15 protein-coding genes, 1 tRNA gene and 1 rRNA gene are annotated in these 14,324 nt (G+C 40.1%); 11 read left to right on the top strand and 6 right to left on the bottom strand.

Annotation, left to right across the window (positions count from 1 at the left end; genetic code table 11):
• Positions 1 to 273: hypothetical protein (locus tag J2S05_RS16430; protein ID WP_306984692.1), on the bottom strand; the 273-nt coding region annotated here is incomplete at its 3' end.
• Between the two features lie 698 nt (positions 274 to 971).
• Between J2S05_RS16430 and rrf the strand changes: the two genes are divergently transcribed.
• Positions 972 to 1,087: ribosomal RNA gene (gene rrf, locus J2S05_RS16425) — 5S ribosomal RNA — on the top strand.
• A 46-nt stretch (positions 1,088 to 1,133) separates the two neighbouring features.
• On the opposite strand, the gene J2S05_RS16420 is transcribed toward rrf, so the two are convergent.
• Complete coding sequence (locus J2S05_RS16420; RefSeq protein ID WP_306984690.1) at positions 1,134 to 2,618, bottom strand: esterase/lipase family protein; 1,485 nt, start codon at positions 2,616 to 2,618, stop codon at positions 1,134 to 1,136.
• 155 nt (positions 2,619 to 2,773) lie between these two features.
• Between J2S05_RS16420 and J2S05_RS16415 the strand changes: the two genes are divergently transcribed.
• The gene (locus J2S05_RS16415; protein ID WP_306984688.1) at positions 2,774 to 4,561 is read left to right on the top strand and encodes a S9 family peptidase; all 1,788 of its coding nucleotides are present in this window, start codon (positions 2,774 to 2,776) and stop codon (positions 4,559 to 4,561) included.
• A 94-nt stretch (positions 4,562 to 4,655) separates the two neighbouring features.
• Here the strand turns inward: J2S05_RS16415 and J2S05_RS16410 are convergent, their stop codons facing one another.
• The 3 genes from J2S05_RS16410 to J2S05_RS16400 all read right to left on the bottom strand — a co-directional run bounded on the left by J2S05_RS16410 (position 4,656) and on the right by J2S05_RS16400 (position 6,725).
• The gene (locus J2S05_RS16410; protein ID WP_306984686.1) at positions 4,656 to 5,165 is read right to left on the bottom strand and encodes a ferritin; all 510 of its coding nucleotides are present in this window, start codon (positions 5,163 to 5,165) and stop codon (positions 4,656 to 4,658) included.
• 168 nt (positions 5,166 to 5,333) lie between these two features.
• The gene (locus J2S05_RS16405) at positions 5,334 to 5,957 is read right to left on the bottom strand and encodes a DedA family protein (RefSeq protein WP_306984684.1); all 624 of its coding nucleotides are present in this window, start codon (positions 5,955 to 5,957) and stop codon (positions 5,334 to 5,336) included.
• A 63-nt stretch (positions 5,958 to 6,020) separates the two neighbouring features.
• Positions 6,021 to 6,725 (bottom strand): MgtC/SapB family protein, encoded by a 705-nt coding sequence (locus J2S05_RS16400; protein WP_306984681.1) that lies wholly within the window; start codon positions 6,723 to 6,725, stop codon positions 6,021 to 6,023.
• Positions 6,726 to 6,872: 147 nt separating this feature from the next.
• Between J2S05_RS16400 and J2S05_RS16395 the strand changes: the two genes are divergently transcribed.
• Together J2S05_RS16395 and crcB are read left to right on the top strand one after the other, a co-directional pair.
• Positions 6,873 to 7,256, top strand: a complete 384-nt coding sequence (locus J2S05_RS16395) for a fluoride efflux transporter FluC (RefSeq protein ID WP_306984679.1) — start codon at positions 6,873 to 6,875, stop codon at positions 7,254 to 7,256.
• Complete coding sequence (crcB, locus tag J2S05_RS16390) at positions 7,253 to 7,609, top strand: fluoride efflux transporter CrcB (protein ID WP_306984677.1); 357 nt, start codon at positions 7,253 to 7,255, stop codon at positions 7,607 to 7,609. Before J2S05_RS16395 ends, crcB begins: the two co-directional genes overlap by 4 nt.
• Positions 7,610 to 7,629: 20 nt before the next feature.
• Here crcB and J2S05_RS16385 read toward each other — a convergent pair whose 3' ends face one another.
• Entirely contained in the window at positions 7,630 to 7,776 is a 147-nt protein-coding gene (locus J2S05_RS16385) for a hypothetical protein (RefSeq protein WP_306984674.1), read from the bottom strand.
• 233 nt (positions 7,777 to 8,009) lie between these two features.
• On the opposite strand from J2S05_RS16385, the gene J2S05_RS16380 reads away from it, so the two are divergent.
• The 7 genes from J2S05_RS16380 to J2S05_RS16350 all read left to right on the top strand — a co-directional run bounded on the left by J2S05_RS16380 (position 8,010) and on the right by J2S05_RS16350 (position 14,293).
• Positions 8,010 to 8,083: transfer RNA gene (locus J2S05_RS16380), tRNA-Met, on the top strand.
• Positions 8,084 to 8,233: 150 nt separating this feature from the next.
• Entirely contained in the window at positions 8,234 to 9,223 is a 990-nt protein-coding gene (gene thiL / locus J2S05_RS16375; protein ID WP_306984673.1) for a thiamine-phosphate kinase, read from the top strand.
• Positions 9,224 to 9,233: 10 nt separating this feature from the next.
• A complete protein-coding gene (gene tsaE / locus J2S05_RS16370; RefSeq protein WP_306984672.1) occupies positions 9,234 to 9,698 on the top strand; it encodes a tRNA (adenosine(37)-N6)-threonylcarbamoyltransferase complex ATPase subunit type 1 TsaE in 465 nt (154 codons plus the stop codon).
• On the top strand, positions 9,689 to 10,405 hold the full coding sequence (gene tsaB, locus J2S05_RS16365; RefSeq protein WP_306984671.1) for a tRNA (adenosine(37)-N6)-threonylcarbamoyltransferase complex dimerization subunit type 1 TsaB: 717 nt from the start codon (positions 9,689 to 9,691) through the stop codon (positions 10,403 to 10,405). Before tsaE ends, tsaB begins: the two co-directional genes overlap by 10 nt.
• Positions 10,398 to 10,844, top strand: coding sequence for a ribosomal protein S18-alanine N-acetyltransferase (gene rimI / locus J2S05_RS16360; RefSeq protein ID WP_306984670.1), 447 nt, complete (start codon positions 10,398 to 10,400; stop codon positions 10,842 to 10,844). The genes tsaB and rimI overlap by 8 nt, the downstream gene beginning before the upstream one ends.
• Before the next feature lies 1 nt (position 10,845).
• Positions 10,846 to 11,850: a tRNA (adenosine(37)-N6)-threonylcarbamoyltransferase complex transferase subunit TsaD gene (tsaD, locus tag J2S05_RS16355; protein ID WP_306984668.1), complete on the top strand. Its 1,005-nt coding sequence runs from the start codon at positions 10,846 to 10,848 to the stop codon at positions 11,848 to 11,850.
• A 310-nt stretch (positions 11,851 to 12,160) separates the two neighbouring features.
• Entirely contained in the window at positions 12,161 to 14,293 is a 2,133-nt protein-coding gene (locus J2S05_RS16350) for a hypothetical protein (RefSeq protein WP_306984667.1), read from the top strand.
• The last annotated feature ends 31 nt before the right edge of the window (positions 14,294 to 14,324 follow it).

Below are 14,324 nucleotides of genomic sequence, written 5' to 3'. Positions count from 1 at the left end.
GGGGCTTCCCCCTGCGAGAGTAGAACGTTGCCGGGCACCAAAAAAGAACCCCTTCATCTGATGGTTGATCCATTGGGTGAAGGGGTTTTTTGTGTAGAGATTCCTCGGTACCAAGATAAAAAGTTCAATAGCAAGACCACGGCTAGATAAACCAAGAGGGATGAAGCTTGTATCAAGAGGAGAAAGGTGACAGCAAGAGAGATGAAGGAATAACCAAGACCAAGCGGCGATTACTAAGACGCTGACCTCTATATCAAGAAAGAACGTCATCATACCAAGCCCCAGGCTGTCATATCAAGAGAGACCAACACTTTAGCAAGCGAGGCGCTCTCCATAGTAAGAAAGAACTTAGCTTTACCAAGCACTCTTACTAAACAAACACCAAGACCACTACGTTACACCGATAGAACGGCAAACGGTATTGACTATTTGCATAGCCAAGGAGTAAAAGAGATAGCAAGATGAATGTATTCATCATCAAGATAGATTAACCATTCACCAAGAAACCTGCTGCGTCAGCAAGAGAAACTAGATAGAAGCCAAGGACAATCCCCTATTTACTAAGCTCGTGACATCCTTAGCAAGAACAAATGTGAGAAAACCAAGCCCACCTTCTCACTATCAAGATAAAAGGCAACACTAGCAAGATACTTCTACTAAACAGTAAGAGCCCTCTCCAAACACCAAGCCCGATCTCTGTCCTCGACGAGAAAACCTTACTCAAGAACCGTCCCCTTAACGAACATAAGGAACAACCAAGCTCGATTCCACTTTTACCAAGCCCCGATCCCGCTACACCAAGACGATCACGCTAGTCAACTCTATCAATAGATGTAGATCGAAACCAACTAGATTAAAACAGACCACCCATGAAAAAATAAAAAAACTTACGACAAATTTCGCGTAACCTATTGCGCTCATCTAGTAGACATGATATTCTAATATTTGTGTTAGAGAATATCACATATAAGTCCGGTAGCAATAGCGAAGAGGTCACACCCGTTCCCATGCCGAACACGGCCGTTAAGCTCTTCTGCGTCAATGGTAGTTGGGGGCTTCCCCCTGCGAGAGTAGAACGTTGCCGGGCATTAAGATCGCGCATTTCAATAGGAAATGCGCGATCTTTTTGTCTATTATTGAGTTAATTTGTTTCCATTCTTATCTATATAAATATTATAAATAAATGTACGTTCAAAAGTGGATTGATCAGACGTTTCTCCAGATACATCAACTGTAATCGTATAAGCGCCTTCTTGATCATATGGAAGAGATCGGGATTGAAGGGATGCTTGTGAGCTATCTTTAACAACTAGTACATCATCCATATGAATGGTGTAGCTTGTTTTATTATGATCTAAGGTGTTCTCATCTAACAAGATATCTGCTGAATTAGAAGACATCTTTACATCACCGGAAACTCCACCCTCTAAACCTACCACTAGCATATATGGAATCGTCTCATCTTGAGGTTCCCCTTCAACGTTAATCGTCCACTCCCCTTTGGGTGGATTTTCAACTTCAATGGAGTGAGTCCATGCCCCTTCAAAAACGGCATTTTCCTCTTCTTGATGTATGTCTCCTAGAGTATACTCCTTACCGTCAGGAGCAATGAGTTGTGCATTTTCAAGTTGTTTAGGAGCTAGAAAATGCACGGAGGCTGTATCGACATTTGGTTCAATATTAAACACGGTTTCTACTTGTTCTTCAAATTCCCCTCCTCGAATAATAGACCCTGTTTCATATGGGATTCCTTGTTTCTCATGATTGTGATATGAAGCCTCAGCCCTCAGTAATGGTTCAACAAAGGGATAGGTGAATTCTCCTGTTTTTACTTCTGTGTGGTTCCAGGGGCCTGATGTACTTTCATAGGCGTACGATAACTTGGAGTGATTAACGGTCACACTGCCGTCATTTTCCCCGTATGAATTAAGGTACATTCTTCCCCAATAAAGCGCTGAACTAAATGAACCTGGATCGTTCCCTGAAATAGTGTAAAAAGGAATATCTATTTCTTGAGCTAAGCTGTCGGTCTGTGTTCTGAATTGTGACATTGCACCTGTCTGCAATGATTCTGTGGCTTCACTTCTCGCGCCGATTATTCCTGTTAACCAAGATGCCCAGTTACTGTGAGCTAAGTCTGCAAGCTCGCTGCCATGATGTGGACTCGATAGAGTAACCACTCTTGAAATGTACGGCTCAGCATCAAAATGAACAAGTGCAGTCTGAGTATCGAGTCCGCCTTTGCTATGTGCGATCACCATTAGTTCTTCTCCAAAATGCTGGTATATTTCTTCAAGCTTGTCCGATAAAATCTCTCCGTTTTTCCACATATCTTTGTCTGGATGTAAATTAATAAAAGCGGTTTGGTAACCGGCATCACGAAAGAGATCATACATATCATTATCTTCCCACCATGTAAGAGAAGAACTATTGTAGCCATGTACAAATAAAACGGGTGGTTTATCGTTTGGGCTAATGGGGTCCTCGCCGATATACCATTCCCCAACAGGTCCATACGGATCACCTTTGCCGAATGAACCAGCCTCTACTATCATGGGAGTACATAATAGAAAAAGAGTGAGGCTCGTCAAAATCACAAATATTCTCGATGTCTGCATGATTTCATCTCCTCTGTTTGTGTTTCTATCTAGCCTAAAGCGATAACAGTATTTAGACAATTGGGAAAAATGTTTGTGATTGATGAAAAAGGAGTGATAGAATAGTTGTGAAGAGGAATACAATGCCAATCTTATATAATATAAGGAGATTACGAATGATTACATTTGATAAACCAGAAGCAAAACAATTTTTTGAACTAAGTAAAATTGGAACATTTGCAGTGAGTCCGCAAGAAGATCAGATTGTATTTTCATCAAATATTAGTGGTGAATATGAGTTATGGGCTATGGATTCAGACTCAAGATTTCCATATAAGTTAACGTCAATCGGAGAAAATTGTCATGATCTGCTTTATAGCAAGGATGGTTCTTTTATTATTGCTTCATTTGATCATGAAGGAGATGAGAACGCACAAATCTATGCATTGCCTAAAGAAGGAGGAACTCTTAAGGCACTCGTTCAAAAAGAAGGACAGCGTCACATGATAGAGGGGCTATCAGATGATGGGCACCGACTTTACTACAATACAACGGATGACAATCCAACTTACTTGAATTCAAATGTTTATGATCTGAAAACAGGTGAGATCAAAACCGTTTACCAAGGCGAAGGAGCACCTTCTTTTTTAGCAGCAAAAAATATAAATGAAACACGATTTATTGTCATAAAAACGTACTCAAACACGCATAGCGTACCTTATCTTTTTGAGAATGACACACTGACGTCCCTTGTAGAGCAACCAGATGAAGGCTATGCGTTCGGAAGCGCTATTTTTACTTCAGATAAAGATCTTTATTTTACAACAAACTATAACCAAAATTATTTCTACTTGGCTCATTATGATGCTGAGACAAAGGTTATGACAAAAGTGCTTGAAAAGCATGGGATAGATTTAATAGGGTTGAAGGTAAATCAAGCGAAGGATACGTTATACATAACCTCTACGTCTGGTGTTAGCAATGAGCTTTGGGAATATGATATTAAAAACAATGAATTAGAAGAGATTAAGATTCCCACTACACAATTAATTCAATTTGTTCTTTCTAAAAAGGACACATTGTATGTGGCTGGAGGTACCGCAATTAAACCGATTAATCTTTATAAAGCTACCCCAGAACAAAGGTGGGAGCAGCTTACGAATATAACGGTTCAGGGGATAGATCAGGGATACTTGTCTGAGCCAAGTATCATTCATTACAAATCATTTGATGGACTAGAAATCGAAGGCTTGTATTTCAAAGCACGAGCGGAAGTAGACAATCATCATCTTATTCTATGGCCACATGGAGGACCACAAGCAGCTGAAGTCAAAAGCTTTCGCGCCATGTTTCAACATCTTGCTTACGAAGGCTATAGTATCGTAGCACCTAACTTTAGAGGCTCTAGCAATTATGGCTCTGACTTTAAGAAGATGGTCGAAGGGGATTGGGGACACGGACCACGCCTTGATAACATAACTTGCGTTGATTATATGATTGAGCAAGGGTATGCAGAGAAAGATAAGATTCTATTAATGGGAGGAAGCTATGGTGGCTATATGGCGCTTCTGCTTCATGGGCGCCACCCTGAGTATTTCAAAGCGGTTGTTGATATCTTTGGAGTATCTAATCTTTTTAGCTTCTATGATAGTGTGCCAGAGTTCTGGAAACCAATAATGAAACAATGGATTGGTGACCCAGTGGATGATAAAGAACGATTTACTCGAGATTCACCCACTACCTACTTAGAGACAATGACAAAACCAATGCTTGTGATCCAAGGAGCAAACGATCCACGAGTAGTAAAAGCAGAATCTGATCAAATTGTTGAATCTTTACGTGCGCAAGGTACAGATATTGAGTATATTGTATTTGAAGACGAAGGACATGGCTTTTCTAAGAAAGAAAATGAAATCACGGTGAGTGAAAGAGTCCTTGCATTTTTTAATCAGTATATTGGTTGACCCGCCAGATAGAAACCCTCGTGTAGAGACGACACGAGGGTTTTTTTGGATACAAAAAAACAGAACGCCACCGCGTCCTGTTCTCCTACCTTTATTAATCTTCTTCTTCAGCATCAAACGAGCGTTTGCCGAGTTCAGAATCTAGCATAACGAAGGCGCTACTATCAACATCAATACGTTTCACTTTAGCGATCATATCACGGAACATGCTTTCTTCCTCAACTTGTTCTTCTACGAACCAATTCATTAAAGCAATTGTGGCATGTTCTTTATGATCAAGGGCCAGGTCAGCAATTTTGTAGATGGCCTTTGTGACATCCTTCTCTTGAGCTAACGAGTGTTCAATGGCTTCAAGAGGTGATTGGAACAAATTCTTAGGTTGATCCATCGTCTCGATGATCACTCTTTCACCTACATCTACTAAGTAATTGTAGATTTTCATTGCATGGAATCGTTCCTCTTCAGCTTGTACTAAGAAAAAGTTCCGGAAGCCTTTAAAGCCCTGATTGGCAAAGTAAGCAGCAATAGCTGTATACGAGTGGGCAGCGTAAAATTCAAAGTTCACTTGTTTGTTTAAAGCTTTGGTTAAATCATCAGGTAACATAGTTGAAACTCCTCTCAATGTAGGTCGAGCTTATATCATTAGTTTATCTTAGCAGAAAGAACAGGTCAATATTAGATCGACCTGTTACATAGTAATGAATATAATTAATTATATTTAGAATACTCATTTTTAGAAAGTTGATTCTCATTCGTTGATCATGATTATCAATTAAGATTCATATTGTCTATTTAGTTTTTTTCTTCGAAGACTTAGATAAGCCATATAACTGCAAACAAACGTCAGAATGAGAAAGCCAATAATACTTCCAACTAATAATTTGTGAGCAAGTATGGATTCACTTAATCGTTGCCAGTCCCACCGCATATAGGTGCCTGCAAGAACAAAGGTGTGAACCCAAATAATGGCCCCGCTATAAGCATAAAGCGAGAACTTTTTAAACGGCAGGTTAGATATTCCGGCGATGTAGCCAGTTAGATGACGAACACCAGGGATGAAATAACCGACCACTAGAATAAAGGGACCGTATTTTTGAAAGAGCCGTTGAGAACGCTCAATTTTAGTAGGAGATAGAAAAAGCTTTGATCCATGTGTCAGAAGAAATGGCAGACCAAGTTTTTTGCCTAAGTAATAACTAATCGATATGCCGATAGTAGAGCCAAGACAAGAGATAAGTAATGCAAGAATAAGGTGAAGCTCACCTTTATAAGAGAAATAACCGACTGCAATTAGTAGTAGCTCATCTGGTATAGGAAGCCCCACAATCCCTCCAACTAACGCGATAAAAATGCCACAGTAACTATACTGTCCAATTAATTCTTTAACAAACTCCATTTTGCTACCCATCCTGTCGCTAAATGTATAGATATAGTATAGCTAGTTTTTGGGTAATCGGCACTACCTTTTTTCGACATCAACCGTTTGAACATGATCAATATCTTTAATGAGGTAATAGACATCTGTGATATACATTGTTTTGGGGATAGAAAGGGTAATATCCATTTGCTGATTACCGCTTGCTAAATCACTGATCTGAACATCTCTCACCGTAAGCTGCTTGTTTCGTTTTTCCTTCATTGTTTTTCCGCGTACTTGTAAAGCGTCAATGATTTTACTCATTTGTCCTTCGGGAGCAACGACAATTCGAGTGTGTATATCCTTTGAGCTTAAGGAAGATGGTCCTACAGCAGTAAAAATAGCTGGGATCACATTAATCGCCATGAGTATTAAAATCACCGCAAAAGTGGCCTCTACATAAAACCCTGCGCCAATGGCAATACCAAGTCCAGAAGCGGCCCAAATCATCGCTGCAGTGGTTAGTCCTGATATCACATCATTACTTCTTCTAAGTATAACCCCCGCACCAAGAAAACCTACGCCACTAACCACTTGTGCAGCTAACCGCATGGGATCCATATTAGGAGTGTGTTCTGATGCATATTTTGCTACTGCTTCAATTGAAACAATTGTCATTAAACAGCTGGCTATGCAAATGACCATACTGGTTTTTAGTCCAAGTGGTTTGTGTTTAATTTGCCGATCAACCCCTATAAGAAAACCCGAGATAAGGGAGGCAATGAGCTTAATTAAAAGAATGTCCATATAAATCACCTCAACATTTTGTCTGTACATGTTATTGATATGCCTAATAATGCTATTATCATACCACTTAGATCATATTTGTAGCGGCTATACTGTTAGAATATGATATAAGTATTTATTATACATAAAGAAGAGCGGTGAGTTAATATGAATCGAAAAACGGCTTTAGCTGTAGCTGTTGGAGGCGGATTGGGAACGTGTCTTAGATATGTTCTTACTATAATAAGTGTCTCTGATACATGGCTCAATGCCACTCTAATCATTAACATAATGGGTTGCTTACTGTTAGGAATCGTGTCGGGCTGGTTTTTTATTCGATCAGAACCTGAATGGCTTAAGGTGGGCTTAAGTGTAGGTTTATGTGGAGGTTTTACAACGATGTCAGCTTTTGCAGCTGAGAGTGTTCGGTTTGCTTCTTATGGTTCTCATCTCTTCCTATATATAATGAGTAGCTTGGTAGGCGGGGTAGTAGCAGTAGGTATTGGTTGGTTTATTGGAACAAGACTTGGAGAGAGAAGGCGGGCGGTTTGAGTCTTCTGTTAATAGGTCTTTCGGGATCATTTGGAGCACTAAGCCGTTTTGCCCTCAGTATTTGGCTTATCCGGTTTCAAGGTGAACATGATTTTCCACTACCGATCCTCATTATAAATGTCAGTGGTTCCCTTATTTTGGGTCTTCTTCATGCTCATTTAGGTGTTGTGTCAGAAGGAATAGGACTGATACTAAGTACTGGATTTTTAGGAGCGTTCACGACATTTTCTACTTTTAGTATGGAATCCTTTAACCTAATCAGACATAGAAAATGGAAAGCTTTATCTTGGTATATCAGCTTAACCATTGTAGGGTCAATTCTCGCTTATAGCTTTGGTTATTATATTCTATGAAAAAAAGACAGCTAATTTCTTTAGCTGTCTTGATGATTTATATATTCAATCAACGTTTGAAGTGCTGGCACGTCTGTAACAAGCAAGACAGGTAGAAGTAGTAATGTTAACAAAAGTGCGACAGGAGTTAGGAGCATTGTGCGACAAGCATTTTTTAATTCTGACATTATGATTCTCTCCTTTTTTTATATGAATCTGTCACAAAAAATTCATATTTTGTAGCTATGGATAGAATCATACTCCTATCTTAAAAAAGTTGCAATCATTTTGTTTGCAAAAAGTTCAAATATATAGCTTGCATTATAAAGGTGGGCATGCTAATATATAACTTGTGCCAAAGAAATTGTATGTGAATGAAATTAACTGTACATACTAATGAATGACATTAACTTTATAACGACGCGGGGTGGAGCAGTTCGGTAGCTCGTCGGGCTCATAACCCGAAGGTCGGAGGTTCAAATCCTCCCCCCGCAATACCAAATACCAGAAGAACCGAGGCGAATGCTTCGGTTTTTTTTATGTGTAGTTGAGTACTAGGCCACTGTGGCATCTTCATCTGAAATCAGCTAAACTGAACACTAGAAAGAGTTTCCCGATGAATTGGTCGTAGGGGAGGACCCTGACGTGAAGGATGAATTTGAGTTTATAGAAAGTATCAAACCTGAGAAGCATCATCAATCTTCCCTTGTACTTGGAATTGGAGATGATGCGGCTGTGTATCAATCCACGAAAGACATGCGAGAGGTCGTGTGTGTTGATACGATGATTGAAGGCGTTCATTTTACAAAAGATACGCTTTCTGCGTTCCAAATAGGCCGAAAAGCATTAGCGATAAATGTTAGTGATTTGGCTGCGATGGGTGCCATACCAAGGTTTTATTTGGTGTCTATTGCCATACCTTCTGAGTGGAATGATCATGAAGTTGCTGAACTTTATCGAGGGATGAAGCACTTGGCGGGTCAATTTGACATGGATCTTATTGGTGGTGATACGGTCTCTGCTAAAGAATCATTAGTGATTACTGTAACTGCTATTGGACAAGTTGAAGAACATGTCGAACTGTATCGGAGCAAGGCGGAGCCTGGAGATGCTGTGTTTGTCACTGGATCCCTTGGTTCTTCTGCGGCAGGTTTAGAACTTTTGTTAGATAAAGGTCGTGAAGGTTTCTTTAATGAAGAAGAGCATCAGCTTGTAAAACTACATCAAGAGCCTTTTCCACAGGTGCAGGTAGGACGTATATGTGCAGACATGATGGTGCGTATGGCTTTAAATGATGTGAGTGATGGGTTAGCAAGTGAAGCACATGAGTTAGCTGAAGCGAGTGAAGTGACGTTGATTATTCGAGAAGAGGATATTCCTTTTCATCCAGCTTTACGGGCAACTAAAGAAGCGGTAGAAATGCTTGAATACGCATGTAATGGCGGAGAAGACTTTCAACTGATTGGAACAATATGTGATTCAAAGGTAGAGGAACTTGTACAAAAAGGGAAAAAAGCGGGCGTATCGATTCATAAAGTAGGAGAGGTACAACCAAAATCAGATCATCCCGTGTATATCCAACGACAAAAAGGTACCGAACCCTTAAAGAAGAATGGGTTTAATCATTTTAGATGAAGGTGAAGCGATGAATAGATTTAAGAAACGAATGGATTCTCCTGAAGAAACAATGTATTTTGCAGAGCAACTCGGGCGTTTGTTGAACGCAGGTGATGTCATTACATTAGAGGGAGATTTAGGAGCAGGGAAAACCCATTTTACGAAAGGCCTTTCTAAAGGTCTTGGAGTGACTAAAGTTGTAAACAGTCCAACCTTTACTATTATTAAGGAATATGAAGGCCGTCTACCACTTTACCATATGGATGTGTATCGACTGGATGATGAAAGTGGACAAGATATTGGGCTGGATGAGTATTTTTATGGTGAGGGAATCAGTGTAATTGAATGGGCATCTAAGATTACAGAGCAGCTGCCGGAAAAACGGTTAGATATTACCATTCGTCACGCTGGTACAGAAAAAAGATATTTGTTGTTTGAGCCGCACAGTGAACGCTTCGAACAGCTTTGTAAGGAGTTAACAGAATGGGAATAACGTTAGCGGTGGATACGTCTTCTTATGTTCTAGGCGTAGCGGTTCTGCAAGATGGACAAGTTTTAGCAGATGTAACCACTCATATTAAAAAGAATCATTCACTTAGATTAATGCCAGCGATAGCTGACGTACTAAAAGAACTCAGCATTGAACCGAAGCAATTAACAAATATGGTTGTTGCTGTTGGTCCTGGTTCATATACAGGCGTAAGAATTGGTGTGACGACAGCCAAAACGCTTGCTTGGACTTTAGATATACCACTTGTTGGGGTGTCGAGCCTAGAATTAATGGCGCAGCAGGGCCGCTATTTTTCAGGACGGATCTGTCCAATCATTGATGCACGTCGAGGTCGGGTTTATACAGGGCTCTATGCTTGTGATGAGGGAAGTGTCATTCAACAGCAAGAAGAATGTTTGATGGATCTCTCTGATTGGCTAGATCAACTAGCTCTGAGCACTCAACCTGTTTTATTCACAGGTGCCGATCTGAATCTTCATCAGGAGCTTATTCGCGAGAAACTAGGAGACCTTGCTCACTTTGCACCACCAACGATGCAACTTCCGCGTCCGGCTGAATTGGCAGCCTTAGGTGAGGAGAAAAATCCTGTCTCAGACGTTCATTCGTTGGTTCCAAATTATCTGCAATTGTCAGAAGCTGAGGCGAAGTGGCAAGAAGCGCAAGGTATACGGGGCAAAGAAAATGAGTAACAGCCACATAAGGTTTATGACGATGGATGATGTGGATAATGTTATGGAAGTAGAACGAAATGCATTTACGACACCTTGGACTAAAGGCATCTTTGAAAATGAGTTAACAGTGAATCATTATGCTCATTATCTCGTATATGAGTTAGAGGAAAAAATTATTGGCTACTGTGGGTTTTGGCTTATAGCAGGCGATGCCCAAATTACGAATATTGCGGTTCTTTCATCTCATAGGGGTGAAAAACGCGGCGAAGAGCTTCTAGAAACAGCCATTACCGTTATTAAAGGAATGGATGGGAAACGTGTTTCACTTGAGGTAAGAGAATCAAATATCGTAGCTCAAGGATTATACGCAAAGTTTGGAATGAAAAAAGGCGGAATACGAAAAAACTACTATCAAGACAATGCGGAAGACGCATGGGTAATGTGGGTGGATTTCTAAAATGACAAAAACAAAACGAATTTTAGCGATAGAAACAAGTTGTGATGAAACAGCGGCAGCTATAATTGAAAACGGAACGACCATTCTTAGTAATGTAGTGGCTTCGCAAATTGAAAGCCATAAACGTTTTGGTGGAGTGGTTCCTGAGGTAGCCTCAAGACATCATGTAGAGCAAGTTACAAGAATAATTGAGCAAGCCCTTGAAGAAGCAAACCTTAAACCAAGTGACTTAGATGCGGTGGCGGTAACAGAGGGACCAGGACTTGTGGGAGCTCTGCTAATAGGTGTTCACGCGGCAAAAGCTATGGCATTTGCACACGGACTTCCTCTTATTGGAGTGCATCACATTGCAGGTCATATTTATGCGAATCAACTTGAGCAACCAATGCATTTTCCATTATTAGCTTTGGTTGTATCTGGTGGTCATACTGAGCTGATATACATGGAGAAGGATGGACACTACGAGACGATTGGCATGACTCGAGATGATGCTGTCGGTGAAGCATATGATAAAGTAGCCCGTACGTTAGGCTTACCTTATCCTGGGGGTCCGCATATTGATCGATTGGCACACGAAGGGGAAGCTGTTTTGACATTTCCACGTTCGTGGCTTGAGCCAAATTCTTTAGATTTTAGTTTTAGTGGTTTGAAGTCACACGTCTTAAACGTCGTGCATAATCAAAAACAACGTGGAGAAGAAACGAATCCAGCTAATTTGGCAGCTAGTTTTCAAGAGAGTGTCATAGAAGTGCTAGTAACTAAGACGAGGACAGCTGTTAATAAGTATGGCGTGAATCAATTAGTTGTTGCTGGAGGAGTTGCAGCCAATAAAGGATTACGTGCTGCTTTGGAGAAAGAATTTGCTGAATCTCTAACCTTGTCTATACCGCCATTACCTTTATGTACAGATAATGCGGCTATGATCGGTGCAGCAGCATTTTATCAATTAGAACAAGCTTCATTTGCGGGATGGGATTTGAATGGTCGTCCAGGGATGGAATTATAAACGGTAACTTATTAGGAACGAAAAGGGGTAAGCCCTTTTTGTTCTTTTTTTTATGAAATAAAAAAGAATTGGCATACTAAAAAGAGCATGAATTGGGTTATCCAATCTGCTCTTTTTATCTGTGTATAACATTATCCACAAGGTGTGAATAATGTGGAAATCATAATGAAAGAAACATGTGAAGGAAATACTAAGACACATTTAGAAAGTGTAAACAAAATGTAAAGGGTATCATTATTTCGCCTTTATCTGTGGATATGTATGTGGATAATGTGGATATGTCAGAATATATTGCAAAGGAACAAGGATAATGCGTATCATTTTTCTAATTTGCCTGTTTGTTTTATCCATACCCTATTCTGTTGAAGCAAAACCAAATGATAGCGGGAATTCTCAAATTGTCATTATTGTTCCCGGTATGAGTTTTGAAGAAACAGAGTGGTATTCACAGTTTGGGAACAAGAGATTATGGGATCAAGCTTATATCGGTGCGATGAATACTAAGTCTGCAGGATTACATTCTGATATTGGAAGTATGGTTACACTTGCTTCAGGTCGTAAATCGTCAAGCGTGACAGGGTGGAATGGATACGATGTTACGGAAATAATAAATAGTAGGTCAATAAAAGAACAATATGAACAGCTTACAGGATATCAAACGAGCGCGCCTATTGTTCATCCGTTGATAGCGGAATTGCAACGTGAAAATGAGAGGACGCTTTATAAATCTGAGGTTGGTCAGTTTGGAGATCGACTGAAAAAAGAGAGCATTCCCACTTTTACAATGGGAACAAGTGATACGAATGAACAACATAGGTTTGCTACTCTGCTTACGATGGATAATCGAGGGGAGACCAATGGTACCTTAAGTGAAAGTGTCATTCCGGATCCAAGCCGTGCCTTTGGGTTGAAAATGAATACGGAATGGATGATTCAACATGTAAACAGTGTCTCCTCGGAAGGTCCTCATTTTATTGTAATTGAGTGGGGGGATATCTACCGTCTGCAGCAGCTAAAGAATCAAATGACAGAATCTAGTTATGTAGAGCAGAGTCAAGAAGCATTAGTTGAATTAGAAACATTTATTCAGACTATCCACGACCAATCTGATGAAGAAATTTGGTTGCTTTCGCCATTTGTGAATAAGCATGCCTATGTGAAGAAGCAGCAGCTTGCGCCTGTGTATAACTGGACAAGAGGAGAGAAGGGAGGAGTGTTTTACTCAGAAACAACACGAAGAACAGATGTTTTAAGCAATATTGATATTGTGCCTACTTTTGTTCAGAGGTTAGGTTTGTCGTCAAATGACTATGATCTAGGTTTTCCATTAATAAAAACTCCTACTACAGAAAATTCATCTCAGACCTTGCTACGTAGCGTGGATCAGTCTGTGAGTGTCTTTGAGTCACGTGCGCTAGTTCTTTCAATATATGTGAGCTCACTGGCTATTCTACTGCTTGCAGTGGGCTGTTTTACTTGGTTAGGCTCTAAAAAAGATAGAAGCCAGATCTTCCTTCAAACAGTCCTTTTATCCGCACTTAGCTCACCTCTTTGGTTTTTAGTGTTAGCTGGTTTGGAAACTAAAGCTAGTGTGTGGGTTTTTATCCTTACGCTTATTACGTGTTCGGTTATATGGGGGGCTGTGCTTCGTATCTTTGCAGACGTTGGATTAGCTATGACCATAGCAGTAACATTGATTGTACTAGTGATCGATGTAGTAACAGGTTCAACACTGTTGTCTCACTCGTATCTAGGATATGATCCAATTATCGGTGCAAGGTATTATGGGATTGGTAATGAATATGTGGGGATTTTTATAAGCTTTATGTTTGTTATCACTGTCTATGTAAGTCGAATTCATCATGTGTGGACGAGGAGCTTGCTACTCGTATTTATTTTAGGAGGCCAACTATTATTTCTTGGATCCAGCCAGCTTGGAGCAAATGCAGGAGGGTTCTTATCAGCTGGTTTGGCGACCCTGTATTGGCTGGTGTTATATAGAAATGTCACTTTCACAGCAAAAAAACGACTCCTTCTATTTATAACAACTGGAGTAGGTGCTATCTTGTTTCTGTATATTCTTCAACTGATCGGTAAGCCATCACATATTGGAACGGCTTTCGGAAGGTTGTTTGCTGGAGATATTTCCTTTATAGCAGATACGATCATTCGTAAGCTAGAAATGAATGTGAAGTTGTTTAAGCATTCAAATTGGACTCAGCTGCTCGTCACGAGTTATTTGCTTGCTGGTGTGATTTTATGGTGGAAACGTGTTCGGTTTAATGAGTTGAGTAAACAGGTGTTTATAAAAACAGGAGTTGTTTGCTCAATTATCCTTCTTCTCATAAATGATTCAGGAGTTGTTGCAGCTGCGACCTCAATGTTTTGTGTGATAGCTACTTATTTTTATTGGATTCAAGTGGAGGAGCGTACGATTCTATAAAAAAAGTGCAGCACATTTCATTAGCGCTGCA

This window comes from Alkalicoccobacillus murimartini (assembly GCF_030813245.1).
Lineage (GTDB): Bacteria > Bacillota > Bacilli > Bacillales > Bacillaceae_D > Alkalicoccobacillus > Alkalicoccobacillus murimartini.
This window is presented reverse-complemented; position numbering and strand designations above follow the sequence as displayed.